Origin of the sequence: Burkholderia sp. MSMB1072, from assembly GCF_001524725.1 — a bacterium.
Lineage (GTDB): Bacteria > Pseudomonadota > Gammaproteobacteria > Burkholderiales > Burkholderiaceae > Burkholderia.
Genome location: NZ_LOYC01000050.1, coordinates 23,083 through 42,049, shown reverse-complemented (window position 1 = coordinate 42,049; position 18,967 = coordinate 23,083). Strand labels below are relative to the sequence as shown.

Below are 18,967 nucleotides of genomic sequence, written 5' to 3'. Positions count from 1 at the left end.
GGCGCACCACCATGAACGATTCGTATCCCAGTCGTAAGCCAACCGACAAACCGCAAGAAAAGCGCTCGCTGCTCGAGCGCCTGACCGACTTCATCTCGCCCGAGCCCGAATCCCGCGGCGAATTGCTGGAAATCCTCCAGGACGCTCACGAACGCAACCTGATCGACGCCGATTCGCTGTCGATGATCGAAGGCGTGTTCCAGGTATCCGATCTGTGCGCGCGCGACATCATGGTGCCGCGCGCGCAAATGGACGCGATCAACATCGCCGACAAGCCCGAGGATTTCATCCCGTTCGTCCTCGAAAAGGCGCACTCGCGCTATCCCGTGTACGAGGAGAACCGCGACAACGTGATCGGGGTGCTGCTCGCGAAGGATCTGCTGCGCTTCTACGCCGAGGAAGAGTTCGACGTGCGCGGGATGCTGCGCCCGGCCGTGTTCATTCCGGAATCGAAGCGCCTGAACGTGCTGCTGCACGACTTCCGCGTGAACCGCAACCACCTGGCGATCGTCGTCGACGAATACGGCGGCGTCGCTGGCCTGATCACGATCGAGGACGTGCTCGAACAGATCGTCGGCGACATCGAGGACGAATACGACTTCGACGAGGAAGCCGGCAACATCATCTCGGGGCCGGACGGCCGCTACCGCGTGCGCGCGCTCACCGAGATCGAGCAGTTCAACGAGGTGTTCGGCACCGATTTCCCCGACGACGAAGTCGACACGATCGGCGGGCTGATCACCCATCATTTCGGACGCGTGCCGCACCGCGGCGAGAAGCTGCAGCTCGGCAACCTCGTGTTCGAAATCCAGCGCGGCGATGCGCGCCAGGTTCATGTGCTGCTGGTGCGCCGCAACCCGCTCGCCAGCCGGCGCGCCGAAACCTCGCACGAAGACTGACCGCCCCGCGCCGGCCGCGCTTCCTTCAACCGCTCGCCCTCTTCCGCTTCACATGGACGATCCGATCCCGTCCCGCCCGGCTGGCGGCCTTCTCGCGCCGGCGCCCGGCCGCGCGCTGCCGCGCTGGCACTATCCGGCCGCGCTGCTCGCCGGCGCGGCCAATACGCTCGCCTTCGCACCCACGCCGCATGGCGGCTGGCTGCAGCTCGTCGTATTCGTCTGGTTTTTCGCGCAGCTGACGCGCACGTCGAGCTGGCGCGGCGCCGCGCTCACCGGCGGCGCGTTCGGCTTCGGCAACTTCATCAGCGGCGTCTGGTGGCTCTACATCAGCATGCACGTGTATGGCGAGATGGCCGCGCCGCTCGCGGGCGGCGCGCTCGTGCTGTTCTCGCTGTATCTGTCGCTGTACCCGGCGTTCGCGGCCGGGCTGTGGTCGTTCTGCGCGGGCCATGCGTGGCATCGCCGCGAGCCCGACCCGCGGCCGTTCTCGCCGACCTGGCACGGCGCATTCGCGTTCGCGAGCGCGTGGGCGCTCGGCGAATGGCTGCGCGGCACCGTGTTCACCGGCTTTCCCTGGCTCGGCAGCGGCTACCCGCAGGTCGACGGCCCGTTCGCAGGCTTTGCGCCGGTGGTCGGCGTGTACGGGATCGCGTGGGTGCTCGCGCTGTTCGCCGCACTGGTCGTGCAGGCGCTCGCCGCCGCGCGCCCGTCGCCGCTGCGGGTCGGCGGCGCCGGCGCATCGAGCGGCAACGCGCGCGTACGCATCGCCGCGCCGGCCGGCATCGCCGCCGCGCTCGTCGCGGCCGGCCTCGCGCTGTCGCAGGTCACGTGGACCGTGCCCGCGAACGCGCCGCTCACCGTGCGGCTGCTGCAGGGCAACGTGAAGCAGGACATCAAGTTCGAGCAGGAAGGCATCGACGCGGCGATCAAGATGTACCAGCAGATGATCGTCGAGAAGCCGGCCGACCTGATCGTCACGCCCGAGACCGCGATCGCGGTGATGATCCAGGAACTGCCCGAACCGTTCGCCGTCGCGATCCGCAAGTTCAGCGACACGACCGGTTCGGCCGTGCTGTTCGGCGCGGTCGGCGCGTCGGTGACCGAGGACGGCCGGTACGTCGATTACACGAACAGCCTGTACGGCGTGACGCCGAACTCGCGCGACATCTATCACTACGACAAGCATCACCTCGTGCCCTTCGGCGAATTCATTCCGTGGGGCTTCCGGTGGTTCGTCAACCTGATGAAGATGCCGCTCGGCGACTTCGCGCGCGGCGCGCCCGTGCAGAAGCCGTTCCTCGTGCACAACCAGCCGGTGATGGCCGACATCTGCTACGAGGATTTGTTCGGCGAGGAAATCGCCGCGACGATCCGCGACAATCCGCAGCCGCCCGGCGTGCTCGTCAACGTGACGAATCTCGCGTGGTTCGGCGACACGATCGCGCTCGACCAGCATCTACAGATCGCGCGGATGCGCTCGCTCGAAACGGGCCGGCCGATGCTGCGCTCGACCAACACGGGGATGACGGCCGCGATCGATGCGCACGGCCGCGTGCTCGGCCAGTTGAAGCCGTTCACGATCGGCTCGCTCGACGTGCGGATCGAAGGCACCAGCGGCTTCACGCCGTACGTGACGAGCGGCAACAACATCGTACTCGCGGTGTCGTTCGTGCTGCTCGCGTTCGGCTTCACGTTCGGGCCGGGCTTGCGCCGGCGCAACGGCCGACGCCACGGCGACGACGAAGCGCAATGACGCAACGGGCCGCCGTCGAGCGCGGCGGCCCGTGACCGCGGGCGGGCCGGCGGTTCAGGCCTGCCGGGCCGATTGGTCCGATCGGTCCGATCGATCCGATGGTTCCCACTGCGCGGCGACGCGCCGCAGGTCGCGGCTCACTTCCTCCATCACCGGCGCCCACGCGCCGAACGTCGGCTGCCGGTACAACGTCGCGGTCGGATACCACGGGCTGTCCCGGCGATCGAGCAGCCATGGCCAGTGCGGATTCACGTCGAGCAGCACCCAGGTACGCGCGCCGAGCGCGCCGGCCAGGTGCGCGACCGACGTGCACACGGTGATCACGAGATCCAGCGCGCCGATGAACGCCGCCGTATCGTCGAAGCTCTTCAATTCGGCCGTATAGTCTTCGATCGCGAAACCCGCCGCGCGCGCGTCGGCGACATCCGCGTCCGCGCCCGGCTGCAGCGAATAGAACGCGACGCCGTCGATGCCGCGAAACGCGTCGGCATAGCGCTCGAGCCCGACGCGCCGGAACGGATTGCGCTGATGGCCCGCGCTGCCCGTCCACACGAGCCCCACCTTCGGCCGGCCGTCGCCCGCGAGCCGCGCGCGCCATGCGTCGCATGCGCCCGGCTCGGCCCGCAGGTACGGCACCGACGCGGCGAGCGTCGATGCCTCCATGCCGAGCATCAGCGGCAGGCCGATCAGCGGTACTTCGTAATCGAATGCCGGCAGCGCGTCGACGCCGCCGCCCGCGCCGAATGTGTCCGCGTGCGCGCCGAGGCTGCGCTGCATCAGCGTGCCGAGCGCCGGAAACGTATTCCACGCGAGCCGGCCGCCCTCGCGATGCACGCGTTCGGCGAGCGGCGCGACGAAGCGGCAGAACTGCAGCACGTCGCCGAGCCCCTGCTCGCCCCACACCAGCAGCGTCTTGCTGGCGAGCGGCTCGCCCTGCCAGCGCGGGCCCGGCAGCGCCGGCCGGCGGCCGCGCAACTCGCCCGCGCCGTCCCAGCGTGCCTCGTGGCCGCGCCAGCCGGCTGCGTGGTTGCCGCGCACGAGCTGGATGATCGCGAGATTGAAGCGGAACGACGCATCGTCGGGCGCCAGTTCGCACGCCCGCGCCGCATGGCGCTCGGCATCGTCCCAGCGCTGCGCCTCCTTCATCGCCATCGCGACGTTGTTCATCGCGAGCGCGTTGTCGGGCGCGAGCTCGGCGAGCCGCTCGGCGCACGCGAGCGCACCGTCCAGATCGTGCGTCGCGATCCGCGCGACGACGAGATTGATCCACGCCTGCACGTCGTGCGGATCATGCTTCACGGCCGCGTCGAGCAGCGCGATCTCTTCCGCGCGGTCGCCGCCCGACAAGCGCAGCGCGATCGCGAGGTTGTTGCGCAGCGACGGCCAACCGGCATCGAGCGCCAGCGCCGCGCGGTACGGCGCGACCGCATCCGCGTGACGGCCGGCCATCTGCAGCGCGTAGCCGTGATTGAAGTACGCGTCAACACCCGGCTGCGCACGCGCCGCGCATTCGGCGAGCGCAACCGCATCGCCCGTGCGCTGCCGCGCGACGAGCGTGGCCGTGAGCTGCGCGATCGCCGCCGTATCGACCGCGTGCAGATGGGCGGCGGCGGCGAGCCAAAGATCGTGCGCGGAGCGCTCGCCGCGCGCCTGAGCGTCGGCGGCGTGCCCGAGCAGGGCGAGGAACGGCGGAAGCAGGGGAATCAGAATGTCGGTCGGTTCGTCCATGCAATCGGCATCGGCAAGCGGTGACGCGGCGCGCAGCGCGCACCGCAATACGCGCATCATAACGCCCGCGCGAAGCGCCGCGGCATGGGCGCCGGCGCCCGTGTGCGCGGGCCGCCGGACCGGTGCGGCAACGCCCGCATCCGCCTTCCGGCCGCATCCGGTCGCCGATCCGGTAAAATTACGCGTTTCAGCACACTAACAAGCCGCGCCGCCGCGCGAGCCGACCCTCCGGGCCCGCCCGGAGCGCCGTCCGCAACGGAGCGCCAGCGCCACGAAGGCTCTTCATGCTTACGTTTCAGCAAATCATCCTGACGCTGCAGTCCTACTGGGACAAGCAGGGTTGCGCCCTGCTCCAGCCCATCGACATGGAAGTCGGCGCGGGCACGTCGCACGTCCACACGTTCCTGCGCGCGGTCGGCCCCGAGCCGTGGCGCGCCGCGTACGTGCAGCCGTCGCGCCGCCCGAAGGACGGCCGCTACGGCGAAAACCCGAACCGCCTGCAGCACTACTACCAGTACCAGGTCGTGCTCAAGCCGGCGCCCGAAAACATCCTCGACCTGTACCTCGGCTCGCTCGAAGCGCTCGGCTTCGACCTGAAGCAGAACGACGTGCGCTTCGTCGAGGACGACTGGGAGAACCCGACGCTCGGCGCGTGGGGGCTCGGCTGGGAAGTGTGGCTGAACGGGATGGAAGTCACGCAGTTCACGTATTTCCAGGAAGTCGGCGGCCTCGAATGCAAGCCGGTGCTGGGCGAGATCACGTACGGCCTCGAGCGCCTCGCGATGTACCTGCAGAAGGTCGAGAACGTGTACGACCTCGTGTGGACCGAGTGGGAGGAGCAAGGCCCGAACGGCCCCGAGCTGCGCCGCCTGTCGTACGGCGACGTGTACCACCAGAACGAGGTCGAGCAGTCGACCTACAACTTCGAGCACGCGAACGTCGACCTGCTGTTCACGTTCTTCAACAGCTACGAAGCCGAAGCGAAGAAGATGATCGACGCGCAGCTCGCGCTGCCCGCGTACGAGCTCGTGCTGAAGGCCGGCCACACGTTCAACCTGCTCGACGCGCGCGGCGCGATCTCGGTCACCGAGCGGGCGGCGTACATCGGCCGCATCCGCGCGCTGTCGCGTCTCGTCGCGCAGGCTTACTACGACTCGCGCGAGAAGCTCGGCTTTCCGATGCTCGGCAACCCGCCGGGCGTGCCGGGCCTCACCACCGACGCCCAGGACGCCGCGCAGCCGGCATGGGCGCCGCCGCTCAAGGTCGAACGCAAGATCGATCAGGACTGACGAGACGAGATTCATTCCAACCATGACGCATAATCATCCCGCCCCCCTGCTCGTCGAACTGCTGACCGAAGAGCTGCCGCCGAAGGCCCTCGCGCGCCTCGGCGACGCATTCGCCGAAGGTCTCGCGCAACGCCTCGCGGCGCGCGACCTCGTCGAAGGCGAACTCGTGTTCGAACGCTACGCCACGCCGCGCCGCCTCGCGGTCGTCGTGCAGAACGTGCGCGCCGTCGCGCCCGACCGGCAGGTCCGCGAAAAGGTTTTGCCCGTGTCGGTCGCGCTCGACGCCGAAGGCAAGCCGACGGCCCCGCTCGCGAAGAAGCTCGCGGCGCTCGGCCACCCGAACCTGTCGATCGCCGATCTCGAGCGCGCGCAGGACGGCAAGGCCGAAGCGTTCTTCATCAACTATTCGGCGGCCGGCGTCACGCTCGCCGACGGCCTGCAGGCCGCGCTCGACGAAGCGCTCGCGAAGCTGCCGATCCCGAAATTCATGACGTACCAGCGCCCGGACGGCTCGGACGTGAAGTTCGTGCGCCCGGTGCATCGCCTGACGGTGCTGCACGACGACCGCGTCGTGCCCGTCACCGCGTTCGGCGTCGACGCCGGCGACACCACGCTCGGCCACCGCTTCCTGTCCGACGGTCTCGTCGCGATCCAGCATGCGCGCGCGTACGCCGACACGCTGCGCGACAAGGGCCGCGTGATCGCGCACTTCGCCGATCGCCGCGAAACGATCCGCACGCAGCTGAACGAACATGCGAACGGCGACACGGTCGTGATGCCCGAATCGCTGCTCGACGAAGTAACGTCGCTGGTCGAATGGCCGGTGGTCTACCCGTGCCGTTTCGAGGACGAATTCCTGCAGGTGCCGCAGGAATGCCTGATCCTCACGATGCAGACGAACCAGAAGTATTTCGCGCTGACCGACGTCGCCGGCAAGCTGCGCTCGCGCTTCCTGATCGTGTCGAACATCGAGACGAAGACGCCGGGCGAGATCATCGAAGGCAACGAGCGCGTCGTGCGCCCGCGCCTCGCCGATGCGAAGTTCTTCTTCGAACAGGACAAGAAGAAGCCGCTCGCCGAACGCGTGCCGCAACTCGCGAACGTCGTCTATCACAACAAGCTCGGTTCGGCGCTCGCACGCGTCGAGCGCCTCGAGGCGCTGGCCGGCGAGATCGCCCCGGCGATCGGCGCGGACACCGCGCACGCGAAGCGCGCCGCACGTCTCGCGAAGGCCGACCTGCTGACCGACATGGTCGGCGAGTTCCCGGAACTGCAGGGCACGATGGGCACGTACTACGCGCGCCACGACGGCGAAGCCGACGACGTCGCGCTCGCCTGCGCCGAGCACTACCAGCCGCGCTTCTCCGGCGATGCGCTGCCGACCACACCCGTGTCGACCGCCGTCGCGCTCGCCGACAAGCTCGAGACGATCGTCGGCATCTGGGGCATCGGCCTCGCGCCGACCGGCGAAAAGGATCCGTTCGCGCTGCGCCGCCACGCGCTCGGCGTGCTGCGCCTGCTGCTCGAAAAGCAGTTGCCGCTCGATCTCGTGGCGCTGCTGCGCACGGCCCACGCACGCTTTGACGGCGTGCCGGGCGTCGCCGAATCGACCGACGCGATCTTCGCGTTCTTCATGGATCGCCTGCGCGGCCTGCTGCGCGAGCGCGGCTATTCGGCTGGCGAAATCGACGCGGTGCTGAGCCTGAACCCGACGCGCATCGACGATCTCGTCGCGCGCCTCGACGCGGTGCGTGAATTCACGCGCCTCGCGGAAGCCGAAGCGCTCGCGGCCGCGAACAAGCGAATCTCGAACATTCTGAAGAAGTCGGAAGGCGTCGCGAACGGCGCGGTGCAGTCGACCCTGCTCGTCGAGGCCGCCGAGAAGGCGCTGCACGAACAGCTCGCGGCCGTCACGCCGCGCGTGCAGTCGCAGCTCGAGGCGCGTGCGTACACGGGCGCGCTCTCGGCGCTCGCCGCGCTGCGTGCGCCGGTCGACACGTTCTTCAACGACGTGATGGTCAACGCGGAAGATCCGGCACTGCGCGCGAACCGTCTCGCGCTGCTGTCCGCGCTGCACCAGCAGATGAACTGCGTCGCCGACATCTCGAAGCTCGCCGCATAAGGGCCGAACGATGCCGATCAGCCCCAACCGAAAGCTCGTCGTCCTCGACCGGGACGGCGTGATCAACGTCGATTCGGACGCGTTCATCAAGACGCCCGACGAATGGATCGCGCTGCCCGGCAGCTTCGAGGCGATTGCGCGGCTCAACCACGCGGGCTACCGCGTGGTCGTCGCGACCAACCAGTCCGGCATCGGTCGAGGGCTGTTCGACATGGCCGCGCTCAACGAGATGCACCTGAAAATGCATCGCGCGGCCGCCGCGGTCGGCGCGCGCATCGACGCGGTGTTCTTCTGCCCGCACACGGCCGAGGATCGCTGCGACTGCCGCAAGCCGAAACCCGGCATGATGCAGATGATCGCCGAGCGCTTCGAGATCGATCCCGCCAACACGCCGGTCGTCGGCGATTCGCTGCGCGACCTGCAGGCCGGCGTCGCGGTCGGCTTCCAGCCGCACCTCGTGCTGACCGGCAAGGGCAAGAAGACGCTCGCCGCCGGCAATCTGCCGGACGGCACGAAAGTCCACGACGACCTGCGCGCATTCGCGCTCGATTTTCTTTCACACGAATACGAGTGATGCGGCTGCCGCGCGCATCCTCCCCAACGCCAGACTCACACCGATGCGCTTCGTCCGCTCCCTGCTGCTGCTGATCTACTTCATCCTGTACACGGTGCCGTACGCCACCGCGTGCTTCATCGCGTTTCCGTTCATGCGCCCCGACGCGCGCTACTGGATGGCAGCCGGCTGGTGCAAGTCGACGCTGTGGGTCGTGCGCTGGCTGAACGGCATCCGCTACCGGATCGAAGGGATGGAGAACCTGCCCGACGGCCCGGCCGTGCTGTTGTCGAAGCATCAGTCCGCGTGGGAAACGCTCGCGTTTCCGGCGCTGATGCCCAAGCCGCTCTGCTACGTGTTCAAGCGCGAGCTGCTGTACGTGCCGTTCTTCGGCTGGGCGCTCGGGATGCTGCACATGGTCAACATCAACCGCAAGGAAGGCAAGAACGCGTTCGCGTCGGTGATCCGCCAGGGCAAGAAGCGCCTGTCGGAAGGCGCATGGATGATCATGTTCCCCGAAGGCACGCGCACGCCGGTCGGCAAGCAGGGCAAGTACAAGACGGGCGGCGCGCGTTTCGCGATCGAAACCGGCACACCGGTCGTGCCGATCGCGCACAATGCAGGTCGTGTGTGGCCGCGCAACTCGTTCACGAAATTCCCGGGCGTCGTCACCGTGTCGATCGGCAAGCCGATCGCGAGCGAAGGGCTGACGCCCGATGCATTGAACTCGCAGGTCGAAGCATGGATCGAAGCGGAAATGCGCCGCATCGATCCCGATGCGTATCGTCAGGCGGGCAACGCCGGCACCCGCGATGCCGCGCGCGCCTGAAGCCCCGGATTGCAGCCGTTGCGTACGACAAAAAGAAGCGAACTGATGAAACAGCGTCCGCGGCCACGGCCTGCCGTCGTGGCCCTCGATCATCGCCAGATGGATCTGCCGCTCTTCGACGGGCCGGCCGCGGCCCCGTCGGCGCCTGCCGCGCCGCCGGCACCGCCCGAAGCCGCCCCGGCCGCGCCGCTCGATCCGGGCCCGGCGCCCGATCGTTCACGCGTGCGCACGTTGGCGCTCGACAGCCGTGTGCTCGAATACCGGCTGAAGCGCTCGGCGCGCCGCACGATCGGCTTCACGATCGACGGCAGCGGGCTGTCGATCACCGCGCCGCGCTGGGTCACGCTCGCCGACATCGAAGCGGCGATCGCCGAGAAACAACGCTGGATCTTCGCGAAGCTCGCGGAGTGGAAGACGCGCACCGAGCAGCGCGCGCTGCCGCAGATCGACTGGCGCGACGGCGCGCAACTGCCGTATCTCGGCAAGACGGTGACGATCGCGCTCGGCGCGGGCGCCGTCGGCTTCGATGCCGATGCGCTGCGGCTGTCGCTGCCGCTGCCCGTGCAGGCCGACATGCAGCAGATCAAGGATCGCGTGCAGGGCTGGCTGCAAGGCGAAGCGAAACGCATCTTCGGTGAGCGCCTCGCGGTCTACGCGGAAAGGCTCGGCGTCACGTATTCGATGTACGCGCTGTCGTCGGCCGCGACGCGTTGGGGCAGTTGCTCGAGCGACGGCAAGATCCGCCTGAACTGGCGGCTGATCCATTTTCCGATGTCGATCATCGACTACGTCGTCGCGCACGAGCTGTCGCACCTGCGCGAGATGAACCACAGCCCGGCCTTCTGGCAGACCGTCGAATCGATCTTCCCCGAGTTCCGCGAAGCGCGGCACACGCTCAAGCATCACCCGCCCGAGCTGCTGCCGTCGCTTTGACGCGCGCGGCTTCGCCGCCAACGAAACAGGGCGGTACGGGTTACCCCGCACCGCCCTGTTTCGTTGCTGCGGCGGGCATCGCATGCCGCAGCCCGGTTCATCGCGCGCTTACTTCTTCTGGATGAACTCGATCTTGTAGCCGTCCGGATCCTCGACGAACGCGATCACGGTCGTGCCGTGCTTCATCGGGCCCGCCTCGCGCGTGACCTTGCCGCCTTGCGCCTTGATCTTCTCGCAGGCCGCGTACGCATCGTCGACCGCCACCGCCAGATGGCCGAAGCCGTTGCCCAGATCGTAGGACGGCGTCTCCCAGTTGTGGGTCAGCTCGATCACGGTGCCCGTGCTCTCGTCTTCGTAGCCGACGAACGCGAGCGTGAACTTGCCTTCCGGATAATCCTCGCGACGCAGCAGCTTCATGCCGAGCAATTCGGTGTAGAACTTGATCGAGCGGTCGAGATCGCCGACTCGCAGCATCGTATGCAGCAAACGCATGTGTTGTACTCCTGTGGGGACTTTCCAGAGCCGGAAATTCTACCGGAGTCGGGTGAATTTCGCCGGGGACGCCTAGTTGGGGATGCCTAGTTGGGGGCGCCTGGCCGAGGGCACCTAGCCGGGAGCGCCTGGCCAGATGCACCGGGTCGGGGCGCGGCCCGATGCGGTGCATCGGTTGCCTGTCGCGAGCACGAGCGCGGCGGCGGAAAACGGCACGATCCGCCTCCCCCGGCCACCGCGCCGATCGGGTAACATCCTTCCACTTCGCACCAAAATCGGGCATGCATCCTGCCGCCCGACCGCGACCACCCACTCTTCCGTACGCCCCACTGCCGTGCGAAACCATCGATTCGAGCGCGCCGGGCGCGCCGCCCACCTGAACGCGCCGTCGCCGTACCGCATCCGCGAGGTGCGCCGATGACCGCGCTCGCCGCCGCCCCCGTGCGCCGCACACTCGATACGCGCGCCGTCGGCCTGATGCTGCTGCTGTGCGCGATCTGGGGCTTCCAGCAGGTCGCGATCAAGAGCACGAACGCCGCGATCGCGCCGATGTTCCAGGCCGGGCTGCGTTCGGTGATCGCCGCGCTGCTGCTATGGGGCTGGGCCCGCACGCGCGGCACGCCGCTGTTTCAGGCGGACGGCACGTTCGGCGCGGGGCTCGCGGCCGGCGCGCTGTTCGCCGGCGAATTCGTCTGCGTGTTCTTCGGGCTGACGCTGACGAGCGCGTCGCACATGGCGATCTTCCTGTACACGGCACCGTGTTTCACCGCGCTCGGCCTGCACCTGTTCGCACCGGGCGAGCGACTGCAGCGCACGCAATGGGCCGGCGTCGGCCTCGCATTCGCCGGCATCGCGCTCGCGTTCGCCGACGGCTTCCTGAAGCCACGCGCGCCCGGCGCGTCCGTGCTGGCCGGGCTCGCCGGCGACGCGCTCGGGATTCTCGGCGGCGCGATGTGGGCCGCGACGACGGTCGTCGTACGTTCGACGACGCTCGCGCGGGTGAGCGCGAGCAAGACGCTGTTCTACCAGCTCGCGGTATCGGCGGTCGTCCTGGTCGCGCTCGCCGCGCTGCTCGGGCAGATGTCGTTCGCGCAGGTCACGCCGCTCGCGATCGCGAGCCTCGCGTACCAGTCGGTGATCGTCGCGTTCGTCAGCTACCTGTCGTGGTTCTGGCTGCTGACGCGCTACAGCGCGTCCCGGCTGTCCGTCTTCACGTTCCTGTCGCCGCTGTTCGGCGTCGCGTTCGGCGTGCTGCTGCTCGGCGAAACGGTCGGCTGGCGCTTCATGTCCGCGGCCGCGCTCGTGCTGACCGGCATCGCGCTCGTCAACGCGCCGCCGCGCCGGCGGTCGTGACGACCGGCGCAAGACGCGCGGGCAATAAAAAAGCTGCCGGTCAGGCAGCCTCTTCGATACAGCCGACAGGCTTGCGCCACGCGCGTCATCCGGCCTTGCGCCGCGCCGCGAGCGCCTGTGCGACGCCGACGTATTCGGCCACGCTCACGTCCTCCGCACGGCGCGCGAGATCGAAGCCGAGCGCATCGAAATCGACGGTCTCGCGGTAATCGCCGAGCGTATTGCGCAGCATCTTGCGGCGCTGCGAGAACGCAGCCGTGACGATTTCGCCGAGCAGCACCGGATCGACGTCCGGCAGTTCGTGCGGCTCGTACGGAATCATCCGGACGATCGCCGAATCGACCTTCGGCGGCGGCTGGAACGATTCCGGCGGCACGTCGAGCATCTTTTCCATCACGTAGCGGTACTGCAGCATCACCGACAACCGCGAGAACGCCTTCGTGCCCGGCTCCGCGACCATCCGCTCGACGACTTCGTTCTGCAGCATGAAATGCTGGTCGATGACCGCATCGGCGAACGTCATCAGGTGAAACAGCAGCGGGCTGGAGATGTTGTACGGCAGGTTGCCGACGATCCGCAGCGACGGCTTGTCGCCGGGCGCGGCGAGCGAACGGAAGTCGAATGCGAGCGCGTCGCCCGCGTGCAGCTCCAGCAACGCGCCGAAGCGCTGCTGCAGGCGCCCGATCAGGTCGCGATCGAGCTCCACCGCGTGCAGCGGCGACTCGGGCGTCGCGAGGCGCTCGATCAGCGGCTCGGTCAGCGCGCCGAGCCCGGGGCCGATCTCGACCATCCGCTGGCCGCGCGCGGGGCCGATCGTCGCGACGATCGAGTCGATCACGCCGTGATCGACGAGGAAGTTCTGCCCGAAGCGCTTGCGCGCGAAATGGCCTTGGTGCTGTCTGCTGTTCGACATCGACTGAGTAAAACGAAAAATACGACGAATGGGGTAAGCCGGCAGCGTCAGGCTGCGCGACGATGCCGCGCCATCGTGACGGCCGTATCGAGCGCGGCGATCATGCTGCCCGGATCCGCGCGGCCCGTGCCGGCCAGATCGAGCGCGGTGCCGTGATCGACCGACGTGCGGATGATCGGCAGCCCGAGCGTCACGTTGATGCCCTCGCCGAACGTCGCGTACTTCAGCACGGGCAGGCCCTGGTCATGGAACATCGCGAGCACGCAGTCGGCATCGGCCAGATGGCGCGGCTGGAACAGCGTGTCGGCCGGATACGGGCCGCGCGCGTCGATGCGTTGCGCGTTCGCGCGGGCCAGCGCCGGCGAGATCACGTCGATCTCCTCGCGGCCGAGATAACCGTTCTCGCCCGCATGCGGGTTCAGGCCCGTCACGAGGATGCGCGGCGCGGCGAGACCGAAGTCGCGCCGCAGGTCGCGATCGATGATCGCGAGCGTCTCGACGAGCCCGTCGATGGTCAGCGCGGCCGATACGTCCTTCAGCGGCAGGTGCGTGGTCGCGAGCGCGACGCGCAACGGCCGGTCGCCGGTGCCCGCCAGCATCATCACGACGCGCGGCGTATGCGTGCGCTCGGCCAGGTATTCGGTATGGCCGGTGAAGGGCACGCCCGCGTCGTTGATCGTGCTCTTCTGCAGCGGCGCGGTGACGATCGCGTCGTACCGGCCCGCCAGCGCGCCGTCGATCGCCGCGTCGAGCAGCCCGAGCACGTAGCGGCCGTTCGCCGCGTCCAGCTTGCCCGCCTGCGCCGGCACCGCCAGCGCATGATGCGCGACCGACACCTGCGTGCCGCCGGCCCACGCGGCCCGGTCGGCGCCGACCGCCGCGGCCCGCACGTCGAGCAGCGCTGCATCGCCGAGCACGGTGAAATGCGCGTCGGGCCAGCGCTGCGCGGCGTCACGCAACGCCTGCACGGTCAGTTCCGGGCCGACCCCCGCGGGTTCGCCGGTCGTGATCGCGATCTGCAGCGCGGGCGTGGTCATCCGATGCTCGCTCAGTTCGCCGGGCCGACGCCGCCGATCTTGTACTGCACGTACGACGAATCGCGCAGCTCGCGCAGCCAGTCGGCATATGCCTGTTCCGCCTTGCGCTGGCCGATCGCCTGACGGGCGATGTCCATCTGCTGCTGCACCGACCCTTCGGCCTCGCGGCGGTTCAGCACCTGGATCAGGTGGTAGCCGTACTCGGTACGAATCGGCTGGCTGATCTGGCCGTCCTGCAGGTTGTTCATCGCGCGCTCGAATTCCGGCACGGTCTCGCCCGGGCTGATCCAGCCGAGATCGCCGCCCTGCGATGCGGAACCGTCCTGCGAGTAGGTGCGCGCGAACTTCGCGAAATCGCCGCCGGCCTCGACCTGGTTGCGGATGTCGATCAGTTGCTGACGCGCCTGGCCTTCCGACTTGCCTTCGCCGACACGCAGCAGGATGTGGCGCACGTGGGTCTGCACGATCTTCGGCGCGGCGGCGCTCGCGCCCTGGCTCTGGCGGCGATCGACCAGGCGCACGATCTCGAAGCCGTCCGGCACGCGGATCAGCGTCGGATTGACCTGGCCGGGGCGCAGCTTCGACGCGGCGTCGACGACGTCGGCCGGCAGCGCGCTCGGCGACTTGAAGCCGAGATCGCCGCCCTTCTTCGCGTCGTTCGCTTCGGAGTTGTTCTTCGCGAGCCGCTCGAAATCGGCGCCCGACTTCGCCTGCTGCAGCAGCGCTTCGGCCTTCTTCTGCGCGGCTTCGATGTCGGCCTGCGGCGCGTTGGTGGGCGCCTTGATGAAGATGTGCTGGAAACGCAGGTCCTGCTGCTGCGACGCGTTCGGCCCGCGCTGGCTCGCGATGTAGTTCGCGACCTCGGCGTCCGACACCGTGATCTTGCCGTCGACCTCGCGCTCGCGCAGCTTCGACAGCATCAGCTCGGTGCGTGCGTCGCTCGTGAAGATGCTCCAGGGCACGCCCTGCGCCTCGAGACGCGCGCGGTACTGGTCGAGCGTCATCCCGTTCGCCTGCGCGAGCCGCTGCAGCGTGGACTGCACGGTCGCGTCGTCGATGCGGATTCCGTCGTCCTTGGCCTTCTGCACCTGGATACGTTCGAGCACCATCTGGTTCAGCACCTGCGCGCGCAACTGGTCGGCCGGCGGCACCGGCGCGTTCTGCTGCTGCAGCCGGCGGGCGATCAGGCCCACGCGCTGGTCGAGTTCGCGGCCCGTGATCACGTCGTTGTTGACGACGGCGACGACTTCGTCGGCGAGCTGCGCACCTTGCGAACCGAGCGCCTGCGCCGCGGCCGGCGCGGCGACGAGCAGCGCGGCGGACGCGGCGAGGCTGGACACGACTGCCGCGAAACGAAGGGTTTTCTTCATTGCCACTGAAACTCCATTGAAATCGTGCTGACCGGTGCAGACATGCCGGCGTTACTCGTAGTTGCTGAAGCGGGACATCGGCGGCGGCGGCGGCGGCAACGGCGTGTAGCCCGGCACCCCGGCGCGGAATGCGGACACGAGGCCGTTGTCGATGGTCGACAAGCCCTTGAGCGTCAGCTGCATCATGAATCGCGTCGACGAGTTCTGCTGTCCCGACGAATTGATGCCGTTCGCGGCCCGCTGCACCCCGACCCCGAGCGCCCAGCAATCCGCGTCGTATTGTAAGCCGACCAGACCGTCGACCACGCGATCTCCGGCGAGGTCGTAGTTGAAACGGCCGATCGCATACAGGCGGCGCGTGAGCGGCCATTGCGCGGACACCAGGAACTGGTTGATCGGCTGATTGTCGAGCGTGGTGTTCGCGCGCGTATAGCGGTAGCCGACGTTGATCACGCGGCGCTCGCCCGGGCTGTAGCCGAAACCGACGCTCGACTTCACGAGCTGGTTGTTGTTCTGGTTGTACTGGAACGCCGTTTCCGACATGAAGCCCGAGCCGAGCTTCAGCGCGGCGCCGACGATCAGGTCCGAGTGGCGCGCCAGCACGGCGCTCTGCCCGGGGTTCAGCGTGACGCGCTGATCGGCGAAGTAGTACTGCTGCGCGATCACGAAGCGCGCGCGCTCGTCGCCGGTGCGCGGATCGATGAAGCGCGACGTGAGGCCGGCCGTGATCCGGTTCGCATCGGCGATCCGGTCGTTGCCGACGAACGTGTTCGGCTGGTAGATCTCCGCGAGGCCGAAGTCCGATTCCGCGGTGTCGAACAGCGGCGCGTTCGACTGATCGCGATACGGCGTGTACACGTAGTACAGGCGCGGCTCGAGGGTTTGAATGAAGTCCTGGCCGAACAGGCGCACCGAACGATCGAAGATCAACCCCGAATCGAAGCTCACGGTCGGGATCGACTCGGTGAAGCGCTTCGGGTTGTTCGGCGTGGTCGACGACAGGTAGTTCAGGTCGTACGAAGCGAAGTGGTACTGGACCTTCGGCACGACGAAGTAGCCGGGGCCGTACACGCCGTACGAGATGTACGGGTTGAAGACGATCCGGTCGCCCTGGGTCGCATCGGCGGTCGTGATGCGGAACCGCGAGTAGTCGGCTTCCGCGCCGAAGTCGAAGCCGCCGACGTTGTACTTCGTGTACTTCACGTTCAACTGCGGCTCGCGGCTGTACGGCGCGATCGACGGCGGCAGCGTCTGCCAGTGCTGGTAGCGCGCGAGCACCGACCACGGGCCGTTGTTGTACGTGAGGCCGGCTTCCTGCTGGTACAGCGTCTGCGTGCCGTTGATGAACTGGTTCGACGACCCGAGGTCTTCGGGATACGTGTTGTCCGAGACCTTGTTGAAGTAGACGTAGCCGCCGAAGCCGCCGCCGAAGTTCTGCTGGTGCTGCCAGTAGATCGCGTAGCGGTTGCGGTGCGCGAGCCGGTCGTCCGGCAGGTAATTGGCCGTAAACGTACCCGAATACGACGGCGACAGGTAGCGGAACGTCGCTTCGGTCATCACGCCGCGCCGCGAGATGATGCGCGGCGTGAGCGTGAGATCGCGGTTCGGCGCGATGTTGAAGTAGTACGGCAGCGTCAGCTCGAAGCCGTTGCTCGAGTTCATCGAGAACGTCGGCGGCAGCAGGCCGCTGCGCCGCTCGCCCGACAGCGGGAACGTCATCCACGGGCTCGCGAAGATCGGCACGCCCTGGAAGAACAGCACGCCGTTGCGCGCGGTGCCCTCGTCGGCGCCCGTATCGAAATCGAAGCGGCTGCCCTTGATGTACCACGCCGGGTTCGTCGAGCACTGGCACGCCGTATACGTGCCGTTGACGAACACCGAGCGCTCGTTGTCGACCATGTCGACGCGCTCCGCGCTGCCCGACCCGCCCGTCACGTTGAAGTGATACTTCGGCGCGGTCATGAAGCCCTGGTTCGCCTCGATCTTCAGGTGCGCCTCGGGGCCCGCGAACGACGTGCCGCCGTTGATCACCTTGACCTGGCCGTACGCATCGGCCATGTCGGTATCCTGATCGTAGTGGATCGCGTCGGCCTTCACGACGGCGTCGCCGCGCCGCAGCTCGGCCGAACCCTTCGCGGCGAGGTCCTGCTCGGCGGTGCCGCTCGTATGGTCGGCGATCACGAAAGCGGCCGGCTTCGCGCCGTCCTTCAGCGGATGATCCTCGAGCTGGGGCGCGAGACGCAGATCCCACGGCGAGTCGAGCGGCTGCGGCTGCGCAGCCGCACCCGTCAGCTGCGCGTACGACACGGCCGGCACGAGGCCGGGCACGGCCAGGAGCGCGAGCGCGAGCCGCCGTTTGCGCGGCGCCCCGTCACCGGGGAAAACATTCGGGAATAGCGGTTTGGGCGGCATCTATCGTTTGGCGAATCGCCCCTTGTCAACCGCGCCTGCACGGCGCCGTCGCGCGGCAGCCCGCGCCGTCGAGCCGCGACTGCGGCTCTTCGCAAACCGGGGTGGCGATCGGGCGGACGGCGCGACAGGCGGCGAGCCTGCACGGCGGAAGCTGACGCGGGGCGCGTCAAAAAAGTCGTGGGGTATTATATGGCAAGACGTTCCCCCCTCCGCCGAGTTTCATGACGCCCCCATCCGCCGCATCCCAGCCCGACGCCCGCCTCGAAGCGCTCACCGCGTGGCTGCGCCCGCTCGCCGAGCGCTACGCGCTCGATCTGTCGACCCTCGCGCCCGCGTCGTCGGACGCCAGTTTCCGCCGCTATTTCCGCGTCGCATCGGCCACCAGCGCCGGCGGCACGCTGATCGCGGTCGATGCGCCGCCGCCCGAGAAGTGCCGCGAGTTCGTCCAGGTCGCGCAGTTGCTCGCCGCGGCCGGCGACCACGTGCCGGACGTGCTGGCCCACGATTTCGACGCGGGCTTCATGCTCGTGACCGACCTCGGCCGCACGTCGTACATCTCGGTGCTCGATCCGGCCGATCCGGCCGCCGCGCGAACACTGATGCGCGCCGCGCTCGATGCGCTGATCCGCTTCCAGCTCACGTCGAAGCCCGACGTGCTGCCGCCGTTCGACGAAGCGTTCCTGCGCCGCGAAATGGAGCTGCTGCCCGAATGGTTCATCGGCCGCCACCTCGGCAAACCCGTCACCGACGCGATGCGCGGCACGCTCGACCGCACGTTCGCGCTGCTGGTCGCGAGCGCGCATGCGCAGCCGCAAGGCTTCATGCTGCGCGACTTCATGCCGCGCAACCTGATGGTGTGCGAGCCGAACCCGGGCGTGCTCGACTTCCAGGACGCCGTGTACGGGCCGCTGACGTACGACGTCGTGTCGCTGCTGCGCGACGCATTCATCAGCTGGGACGAGGAGTTCGAGCTCGATTGCTTCGCGTACTACTGGGAAAAGGCGAAAAAGGCCGGCCTGCCGGTCGATCCCGACTTCGGCGAGTTCTACCGCCAGCTCGAATGGATGGGGCTGCAGCGCCATATCAAGATCCTCGGCCTGTTCGCGCGCATCAACTACCGCGACGGCAAGCCGCATTACCTCGCCGACCTGCCGCGCTTCCTCGCGTACGCGCGCAAGGTCGCGCTACGCTACCGCCCGCTCGTGCCGTTCGCGAAGCTGCTCGACGAGCTCGAGGGCAACGCGCCGGCCGACGTCGGCTATACGTTCTGACCGTCCTCACACC

15 protein-coding genes are annotated in these 18,967 nt (G+C 68.2%); 9 read left to right on the top strand and 6 right to left on the bottom strand.

What is annotated here, in order from left to right:
* The first annotated feature begins 11 nt into the window (after positions 1-11).
* Entirely contained in the window at positions 12-899 is an 888-nt protein-coding gene (locus tag WS89_RS24325) for an HlyC/CorC family transporter (protein WP_059504489.1), read from the top strand.
* Between the two features lie 52 nt (positions 900-951).
* Entirely contained in the window at positions 952-2,652 is a 1,701-nt protein-coding gene (gene lnt / locus WS89_RS24320) for an apolipoprotein N-acyltransferase (protein WP_059794008.1), read from the top strand.
* Between the two features lie 54 nt (positions 2,653-2,706).
* Here lnt and WS89_RS24315 read toward each other — a convergent pair whose 3' ends face one another.
* Complete coding sequence (locus WS89_RS24315) at positions 2,707-4,380, bottom strand: tetratricopeptide repeat protein (protein WP_059794091.1); 1,674 nt, start codon at positions 4,378-4,380, stop codon at positions 2,707-2,709.
* A gap of 284 nt (positions 4,381-4,664) precedes the next feature.
* Here WS89_RS24315 and glyQ point away from each other — a divergent pair, with 284 nt between their 5' ends.
* The 5 genes from glyQ to WS89_RS24290 are packed head-to-tail and all read left to right on the top strand — an operon-like array spanning position 4,665 to position 10,106.
* Positions 4,665-5,669 (top strand): glycine--tRNA ligase subunit alpha, encoded by a 1,005-nt coding sequence (gene glyQ, locus WS89_RS24310; RefSeq protein ID WP_006477868.1) that lies wholly within the window; start codon positions 4,665-4,667, stop codon positions 5,667-5,669.
* Between the two features lie 22 nt (positions 5,670-5,691).
* Positions 5,692-7,791, top strand: a complete 2,100-nt coding sequence (glyS, locus tag WS89_RS24305) for a glycine--tRNA ligase subunit beta (RefSeq protein WP_059794006.1) — start codon at positions 5,692-5,694, stop codon at positions 7,789-7,791.
* Positions 7,792-7,801: 10 nt separating this feature from the next.
* Positions 7,802-8,365 (top strand): D-glycero-beta-D-manno-heptose 1,7-bisphosphate 7-phosphatase, encoded by a 564-nt coding sequence (gene gmhB / locus WS89_RS24300; protein WP_059504485.1) that lies wholly within the window; start codon positions 7,802-7,804, stop codon positions 8,363-8,365.
* A gap of 43 nt (positions 8,366-8,408) precedes the next feature.
* A complete protein-coding gene (locus WS89_RS24295; protein WP_059794004.1) occupies positions 8,409-9,173 on the top strand; it encodes a lysophospholipid acyltransferase family protein in 765 nt (254 codons plus the stop codon).
* A 45-nt stretch (positions 9,174-9,218) separates the two neighbouring features.
* A complete protein-coding gene (locus WS89_RS24290; protein WP_059504481.1) occupies positions 9,219-10,106 on the top strand; it encodes a M48 family metallopeptidase in 888 nt (295 codons plus the stop codon).
* A 108-nt stretch (positions 10,107-10,214) separates the two neighbouring features.
* Here the strand turns inward: WS89_RS24290 and gloA are convergent, their stop codons facing one another.
* Positions 10,215-10,598 carry a lactoylglutathione lyase gene (gene gloA / locus WS89_RS24285; RefSeq protein ID WP_006477863.1) on the bottom strand — a complete coding sequence of 128 codons (384 nt, stop codon included), beginning with the start codon at positions 10,596-10,598 and terminating at the stop codon, positions 10,215-10,217.
* A 417-nt stretch (positions 10,599-11,015) separates the two neighbouring features.
* Here gloA and WS89_RS24280 point away from each other — a divergent pair, with 417 nt between their 5' ends.
* On the top strand, positions 11,016-11,951 hold the full coding sequence (locus WS89_RS24280) for a DMT family transporter (protein ID WP_059794002.1): 936 nt from the start codon (positions 11,016-11,018) through the stop codon (positions 11,949-11,951).
* 85 nt (positions 11,952-12,036) lie between these two features.
* Here WS89_RS24280 and rsmA read toward each other — a convergent pair whose 3' ends face one another.
* From rsmA to WS89_RS24260, 4 genes are read right to left on the bottom strand one after another with little or no spacing between them, the layout of a single operon-like run.
* A complete protein-coding gene (gene rsmA / locus WS89_RS24275) occupies positions 12,037-12,864 on the bottom strand; it encodes a 16S rRNA (adenine(1518)-N(6)/adenine(1519)-N(6))-dimethyltransferase RsmA (protein ID WP_059794000.1) in 828 nt (275 codons plus the stop codon).
* Positions 12,865-12,911: 47 nt separating this feature from the next.
* Positions 12,912-13,901, bottom strand: a complete 990-nt coding sequence (pdxA, locus tag WS89_RS24270; RefSeq protein WP_059793998.1) for a 4-hydroxythreonine-4-phosphate dehydrogenase PdxA — start codon at positions 13,899-13,901, stop codon at positions 12,912-12,914.
* 11 nt (positions 13,902-13,912) lie between these two features.
* On the bottom strand, positions 13,913-15,271 hold the full coding sequence (locus WS89_RS24265) for a peptidylprolyl isomerase (protein ID WP_059793996.1): 1,359 nt from the start codon (positions 15,269-15,271) through the stop codon (positions 13,913-13,915).
* Positions 15,272-15,322: 51 nt separating this feature from the next.
* On the bottom strand, positions 15,323-17,683 hold the full coding sequence (locus tag WS89_RS24260; protein WP_059793994.1) for an LPS-assembly protein LptD: 2,361 nt from the start codon (positions 17,681-17,683) through the stop codon (positions 15,323-15,325).
* Positions 17,684-17,904: 221 nt separating this feature from the next.
* Here WS89_RS24260 and WS89_RS24255 point away from each other — a divergent pair, with 221 nt between their 5' ends.
* Positions 17,905-18,954 (top strand): aminoglycoside phosphotransferase family protein, encoded by a 1,050-nt coding sequence (locus tag WS89_RS24255; RefSeq protein WP_059793992.1) that lies wholly within the window; start codon positions 17,905-17,907, stop codon positions 18,952-18,954.
* Positions 18,955-18,967 lie beyond the last annotated feature (13 nt).

Coding starts and splice junctions, on each gene's coding strand:
- glyQ (WP_006477868.1), top strand. CDS start 4,665: ATGCTTACGTTTCAGCAAATCATCCTGACGCTGCAGTCCTACTGGGAC.
- WS89_RS24255 (WP_059793992.1), top strand. CDS start 17,905: ATGACGCCCCCATCCGCCGCATCCCAGCCCGACGCCCGCCTCGAAGCG.
- glyS (WP_059794006.1), top strand. CDS start 5,692: ATGACGCATAATCATCCCGCCCCCCTGCTCGTCGAACTGCTGACCGAA.
- WS89_RS24295 (WP_059794004.1), top strand. CDS start 8,409: ATGCGCTTCGTCCGCTCCCTGCTGCTGCTGATCTACTTCATCCTGTAC.
- WS89_RS24260 (WP_059793994.1), bottom strand. CDS start 17,683: ATGCCGCCCAAACCGCTATTCCCGAATGTTTTCCCCGGTGACGGGGCG.
- lnt (WP_059794008.1), top strand. CDS start 952: ATGGACGATCCGATCCCGTCCCGCCCGGCTGGCGGCCTTCTCGCGCCG.
- gloA (WP_006477863.1), bottom strand. CDS start 10,598: ATGCGTTTGCTGCATACGATGCTGCGAGTCGGCGATCTCGACCGCTCG.
- WS89_RS24325 (WP_059504489.1), top strand. CDS start 12: ATGAACGATTCGTATCCCAGTCGTAAGCCAACCGACAAACCGCAAGAA.
- gmhB (WP_059504485.1), top strand. CDS start 7,802: ATGCCGATCAGCCCCAACCGAAAGCTCGTCGTCCTCGACCGGGACGGC.
- WS89_RS24315 (WP_059794091.1), bottom strand. CDS start 4,380: ATGGACGAACCGACCGACATTCTGATTCCCCTGCTTCCGCCGTTCCTC.
- pdxA (WP_059793998.1), bottom strand. CDS start 13,901: ATGACCACGCCCGCGCTGCAGATCGCGATCACGACCGGCGAACCCGCG.
- rsmA (WP_059794000.1), bottom strand. CDS start 12,864: ATGTCGAACAGCAGACAGCACCAAGGCCATTTCGCGCGCAAGCGCTTC.
- WS89_RS24265 (WP_059793996.1), bottom strand. CDS start 15,271: ATGAAGAAAACCCTTCGTTTCGCGGCAGTCGTGTCCAGCCTCGCCGCG.
- WS89_RS24290 (WP_059504481.1), top strand. CDS start 9,219: ATGAAACAGCGTCCGCGGCCACGGCCTGCCGTCGTGGCCCTCGATCAT.
- WS89_RS24280 (WP_059794002.1), top strand. CDS start 11,016: ATGACCGCGCTCGCCGCCGCCCCCGTGCGCCGCACACTCGATACGCGC.